7 protein-coding genes and 1 pseudogene are annotated in these 5,246 nt (G+C 63.7%); 4 read left to right on the top strand and 4 right to left on the bottom strand.

From position 1 onward, the window contains the following. The 3 genes and pseudogenes from EOA22_RS39025 to EOA22_RS23560 form a co-directional block, all read right to left on the bottom strand. Positions 1 to 172, bottom strand: a pseudogene (locus EOA22_RS39025) (ATP-binding protein); the annotation flags it as partial. Then, positions 172 to 594 (bottom strand): VOC family protein, encoded by a 423-nt coding sequence (locus tag EOA22_RS23565; protein ID WP_013532202.1) that lies wholly within the window; start codon positions 592 to 594, stop codon positions 172 to 174. The gene EOA22_RS23565 and the pseudogene EOA22_RS39025, both read right to left, overlap by 1 nt. Before the next feature lie 10 nt (positions 595 to 604). Next, entirely contained in the window at positions 605 to 1,426 is an 822-nt protein-coding gene (locus EOA22_RS23560; protein ID WP_063167784.1) for an enoyl-CoA hydratase, read from the bottom strand. 154 nt (positions 1,427 to 1,580) lie between these two features. Here EOA22_RS23560 and EOA22_RS23555 point away from each other — a divergent pair, with 154 nt between their 5' ends. The 3 genes from EOA22_RS23555 (at position 1,581) to rpsI (ending at position 3,209) form a co-directional block, all read left to right on the top strand. Continuing rightward, a complete protein-coding gene (locus tag EOA22_RS23555; RefSeq protein ID WP_063167783.1) occupies positions 1,581 to 2,045 on the top strand; it encodes a PaaI family thioesterase in 465 nt (154 codons plus the stop codon). Positions 2,046 to 2,260: 215 nt separating this feature from the next. Continuing rightward, positions 2,261 to 2,725, top strand: a complete 465-nt coding sequence (rplM, locus tag EOA22_RS23550; protein ID WP_013532205.1) for a 50S ribosomal protein L13 — start codon at positions 2,261 to 2,263, stop codon at positions 2,723 to 2,725. Between the two features lies 1 nt (position 2,726). Next, positions 2,727 to 3,209, top strand: a complete 483-nt coding sequence (gene rpsI / locus EOA22_RS23545) for a 30S ribosomal protein S9 (protein WP_023810272.1) — start codon at positions 2,727 to 2,729, stop codon at positions 3,207 to 3,209. A 193-nt stretch (positions 3,210 to 3,402) separates the two neighbouring features. Here the strand turns inward: rpsI and EOA22_RS23540 are convergent, their stop codons facing one another. Next, complete coding sequence (locus EOA22_RS23540) at positions 3,403 to 4,302, bottom strand: LysR family transcriptional regulator (RefSeq protein WP_127390248.1); 900 nt, start codon at positions 4,300 to 4,302, stop codon at positions 3,403 to 3,405. 90 nt (positions 4,303 to 4,392) lie between these two features. Between EOA22_RS23540 and EOA22_RS23535 the strand changes: the two genes are divergently transcribed. Continuing rightward, the coding region (locus EOA22_RS23535) for an aldo/keto reductase family oxidoreductase (protein ID WP_164755758.1) at positions 4,393 to 5,246 on the top strand (854 nt) is incomplete at its 3' end.

Here is a 5,246-nt window from a genome sequence, read left to right as displayed (position 1 = left end):
TCTCGCCGACGATGATGGTGATCGGCGTGGTGAATTCGAGTTCGAAGTCGTGGCCGCGAAACAGCGGCAGGTTCCATGGATATTTTTCCCAATCCTCGACCCGCACGGCATCGAGCAGGATGCGCTTCAGATAGGGAGCCTTGAGCCGCGTCAGCTGCTTGCGATGGGCCATCAGCCAGGTAGCGAAATCGTGCCGTCTTCCGCGATCGGAAAGGCCGGATTGTGCGCCACTTCCCAGACATGCCCGTCGGCGTCGGCGAAGTAGCCGTACCAGCCGCCCCAGAAGGCGCGGCCGGCCGGCTTGACGATGCGGCCGCCGGCTTTTTCCGCCCTGGCGAGCACGTCGTCGACTTCGGCGTCGGAGCGGGTGTTGTAGGCGAGGTAGACCGCCGATGGCGCCGCGGCGAAGGCGATGCCGGAATCCTCTTCTGCGCTGGCACGTGGGAACAGACCAAGAATGACGCCGCCCATCTGGAAGAAGGCGACACCGTCGGTGATACCGGCATGCCGCTTCAAGCCCATAGCCTCGTAAAAGCGCACCGCGCGGTCCAGATCATCGGTGGCGATGGTAACGATAGAGATTCGCGGCTCCATGGTGCTGCTCCTATTCGTCCGTCCATTCCGGCTTGCGCTTGCCGATGAAGGCGCCGATGCCTTCCTCGGCGTCGCGCGCGAGCATGTTTTCGACCATGATCCGGCCGGTATAGGTGTAAGCATCCGCCAGCCCCATTTCGGCCTGCGAGTAAAACGCCTCCTTGCCCGTCTTGACCACCAAAGATGATTTGGAAGCAATGGTTTGCGCGTATTTGGTGACGATCTGATTCAGGTATTCACGCGGCACGACGCGGTTGACCAGGCCGAATTCCTTGGCGGTTGCCGCATCAATGGTCTCGCCGGTCAACAGCATCTCCATCGCATGCTTGCGCGAGACGTTGCGCGACAGCGCCACCATCGGCGTCGAGCAGAACAGGCCGATGTTGACACCCGGCGTACAGAAGGTCGCCTCATGCGAAGCGATCGCCAGGTCGCAGCTGGCGACCAGTTGCAGCCCGGCGGCGGTGGCCAGGCCGTCAACCTCGGCGATGACAGGCACTGGATGACGCACGATCGCCTGCATCAGCGTCGCACAAGCGGCAAACGTCTCTGCGAAAAAGGCCTTGCCATGATCGGCGTCAGTGCGGCGCGCGGTCATTTCCTTGAGATCATGGCCGGCGCAGAACACCTTGCCGGCAGCCGACAAGACGATGACGCGAACGGCCTTGTCGGCCCTGGCGCGCTCGAGTTCGGCCGTCAGCGCCGCCATCACCGCCAGCGACAGCGCGTTGGCAGGCGGATTGGCGAGTGTGAGGCGCAGCACGCCCTTGTCCAGTTGTGCAACCACCGGACCCTCAACGGCGGCAGGCTTGATGGCAAGGATTTCGGCCATGGATAGGGTTCTCCGCGATTCCGCTGGGGCTGCCAGACTATCTAATACCGGATCAGGTTTCGTCCAACACCGATCGCTTGCGCCAGGGGACGAAGGTTGTCAGAAATGCCGCGCTGCGCTCATACAGGCCTGGCGCAAAGCGAGAGACCAAGACATGCCCGCCCAGACCAACCTCAAGCCCGTGCTGACCGCGCAACAAGTCAATGCGCTGATGGAAACCGTCTATCCGCAGCTCAATGAGCAGTTCAAATATTTCGAGGCGATCGACGTGTTCCCGGGCGGCTGCACCGTGCGGCTCAACGCCGGCGAACGGCATTTGCGTCCCGGCGGCACGGTGTCCGGCCCCTCGCTGTTCACGCTGGCCGACATTGGCGGCTACGTCTGCGTGCTCAGCCATGCCGGGCCGGATGCGCTTTCGGTCACCGTCAACCTCGACATCAATTTCGTGCGCAAGGCCGAGGCAGGACCGATCGACGGCCATTGCCGCATCCTGAAGCTGGGAAAGAGCCTGATGGTGTTCGACATCGACATCGTTGCCGGCCCAGACGGACACACGGTGGCGCATGCCATCGGCACCTATTCGATCCCGCCGAAGCGGAATGGTGATGTGGTAAAATAATACCTTTTGTTCAAGTTATTGTTTTTGCTACATTTTACCTGATATCTACCTTTTCGTTCGCCTTGACGCGGTCACCACCCTCGCCTATAAGCCTCCACGAAGCAGCGGCCCGCAAAGGCCGCCGTTTTGTTATTGGCGGCGGGCAAGCGCCTTTCGCCAATCCAAGCAACAAGAAACGCCTTCTCTTATGAAGGTCAGAACCGAGAGCAGAAAACATGACAACCTTTTCGCAGAAGCCTGCGGATGTGGTGAAGAAGTGGATCCTGATCGACGCCGAAGGTCTCGTCGTCGGTCGTCTGGCCACTGTCATCGCCAATCATCTCCGCGGCAAGCACAAGCCGACCTTCACCCCGCACGTCGACGACGGCGACAACGTCATCGTCATCAATGCCGACAAGGTGGTGTTCACCGGCAAGAAATTCACCGACAAGGTCTATTACTGGCACACCGGCCACCCAGGCGGCATCAAGGAGCGCACCGCGCGCCAGCTGCTCGAGGGTCGTTTCCCCGAGCGTGTCGTCGAGAAGGCCGTTGAGCGCATGGTCCCGCGTGGCCCGCTCGGCCGTCGCCAGATGAAGAACCTGCGCGTCTATGCAGGCGCCGAGCATCCGCATGTCGCCCAGCAGCCCGTCGTGCTCGACGTGGCCAAGCTGAACGCCAAGAACAAGAAGGTCGCATAAGATGGCTGAGCTTTCCTCGCTCGCAGAACTGGGCGCCGCCACCGGCAACACCAATACCCAGCCGGCGGCCCCCGTCCACGTCCAGAAGCTCGACAAGTCGGGCCGCGCCTATGCCACCGGCAAGCGCAAGAACGCCATTGCGCGCGTCTGGGTGAAGCCGGGTTCCGGCAAGATCATCGTCAACGACAAGGAATTCGCGACCTATTTCGCGCGTCCGGTCCTGCAGATGATCCTCAACCAGCCGATCATCGCCTCCAACCGCGCCGGCCAGTACGACATCGTCGCGACAGTCGTCGGCGGCGGTCTCTCCGGCCAGGCTGGCGCCGTGCGTCACGGCATCTCCAAGGCGCTGACCTACTACGAGCCGACGCTGCGCGCCGTGCTCAAGAAGGGCGGCTTCCTGACCCGCGACAGCCGCGTCGTCGAGCGCAAGAAGTACGGCAAGGCCAAGGCCCGTCGTAGCTTCCAGTTTTCCAAGCGCTAAGCACTTCGCAGCTTCAGACAATCGAAAAGGCCGCCTCCGGGCGGCCTTTTTGTTTGCGGCTCGGCAGTCACCCCACCCACGCCTACGGCGCGACCTTCCCATCAAGGGGAGCTAGAAGAGCGCGGCGCCCTACCTCCCCTCAATGGGAAGGTCGGCGCGGAGCGCCGGGTGGGGTGACGGCGCCGGAAACAGGTCAGGCCTTGCCGCCCTTGATATAGTCGATGAACGCCCGCAGCGGGGCCGGAACCAGGCGCCGGCCGGGATAATAGAGAAACGGTCCGGGAAAACTCTGCCACCACGGTTCGAGCACGGGCTCAAGAGCGACGCTGTCGAAGTAAGGGCGCAGCCAGCCCTCGAAGAGGCCGATGATGCCGGTGCCGGCAATAGCCGCGTCGACGGCAAGATCCGTCGCCCCGCCGATCCGCACGATCAAGGGGCCTGTCGGATCGACCCGCACCACCTCGCCGTCTCGCTCGAATTCCCAGGGCAGCATCGCACCGCTGGCAAAGCGCCCACGCACGCAGGAGTGGCCAAGCAGGTCGCTCGGGTGTTGCGGGCGGCCATGGCGATCAAGATAGGCAGGGCTGGCGGCCGTGGCGAAACGCTGCACGCGCGGTCCGATCGGCACCGCGATCATGTCCTGCTCCAGCCGCTCGTCATAGCGGATGCCGGCATCGCAGCCGGCCGCCAGCACGTCGACGAAGTTCTCGTCGGCGATCACCTCCAGCCGGATACCGGGATAGGCGGCGAGGAAACCCGGCACGATATCGGGCAATATCAGCCGCGCAGCACTGACCGGCACGTTGAGACGCAACGAGCCAGCCGGCCTGTCGCGAAAGCCGTTCACCACGTCCAGCGCCGCCTCCACCTCCGACAGCGCCGGGCCGAGCCGCTCCAGAAGGCTGAGGCCCGCCTCGGTCGGGACAACGCTGCGCGTCGTGCGGTTGAACAGCCTGACACCGAGCTGCACTTCCAGGCGACGCACCGCCTCACTCAGGCCGGAGGCGCTGCCGCCGCTCGCACGCGCGCCGTCGCGAAAGCCGCCGGCGCGCGCCACCGCCACGAAAGCATTCAGATCGCTGAGGTCCATCATTGTTCGCCATTCCGCACGGCCTGTGTGGATTGTACCGGATTATCACGAGGTTGGGCAGCGCCTATCTCTGCCTCCTCAAGGAGATCAATCATGTCCAACATCCAACAATCCGGCACCTTCGCCCCCGCCACCTTCAAGCTTGGCAGCCGCACCGTGAAGCGGCTCGGCTACGGTGCCATGCAACTCGCGGGACCCGGCGTGTTCGGGCCGCCCAAGGATCATGACGCGGCATTGGCCGTGCTGCGCGAGGCGATTGCGCAAGGCGTCGACCATATCGATACCAGCGACTTCTACGGTCCGCACGTCACCAACCGGCTGATCCGCGAGGCGCTGGCGCCCTACCCCCAAGATCTCGTCATCGTCACCAAGATCGGTGCCCGGCGCGGCGCGGATGGATCGTGGCTGCCGGCCTTTTCCGCGGAAGCGCTCACCCAGGCGGTACACGACAATCTCAGCAATCTCGGGCTCGAGGTGCTCGACGTCGTCAACCTACGCATCATGTTCGATACCCATGGCCCCGCCGAAGGATCGATCGAAGCGCCGCTTACCGTGCTGGCCGAGCTCCAACAACAGGGTCTGGTCAGGCACATCGGGCTGAGCAACGTGACGCCGGCGCAGATCGCGCAAGGACGGGGGATCGCCGAGATCGTCTGCGTGCAGAACCAGTACAATCTGGCGCATCGCGGCGACGATGCCCTGATCGACGATCTTGCCCGCGATGGCATCGCCTATGTGCCGTTCTTCCCGCTCGGCGGCTTCAACCCGCTGCAATCCTCCACCCTGTCGGAAATCGCGGCGCGCCTCGGCGCCACGCCAATGCAGGTCGCGCTCGCCTGGCTGCTGCGCCGCGCGCCCAACATCCTGCTGATCCCCGGCACATCGTCGGTCGGGCATCTCGGGGAGAACCTCGCTGCGGCTGAACTGGAATTGCCACAGGATGCGCT

This window comes from Mesorhizobium sp. M7A.F.Ca.US.014.04.1.1 (assembly GCF_003998745.1).
Classification (GTDB): Bacteria; Pseudomonadota; Alphaproteobacteria; order Rhizobiales; family Rhizobiaceae; genus Mesorhizobium; species Mesorhizobium ciceri.
This window is presented reverse-complemented; position numbering and strand designations above follow the sequence as displayed.

Coding starts and splice junctions, on each gene's coding strand:
- EOA22_RS23540 (WP_127390248.1), bottom strand. CDS start 4,302: ATGATGGACCTCAGCGATCTGAATGCTTTCGTGGCGGTGGCGCGCGCC.
- EOA22_RS23555 (WP_063167783.1), top strand. CDS start 1,581: ATGCCCGCCCAGACCAACCTCAAGCCCGTGCTGACCGCGCAACAAGTC.
- rplM (WP_013532205.1), top strand. CDS start 2,261: ATGACAACCTTTTCGCAGAAGCCTGCGGATGTGGTGAAGAAGTGGATC.
- EOA22_RS23560 (WP_063167784.1), bottom strand. CDS start 1,426: ATGGCCGAAATCCTTGCCATCAAGCCTGCCGCCGTTGAGGGTCCGGTG.
- EOA22_RS23565 (WP_013532202.1), bottom strand. CDS start 594: ATGGAGCCGCGAATCTCTATCGTTACCATCGCCACCGATGATCTGGAC.
- rpsI (WP_023810272.1), top strand. CDS start 2,727: ATGGCTGAGCTTTCCTCGCTCGCAGAACTGGGCGCCGCCACCGGCAAC.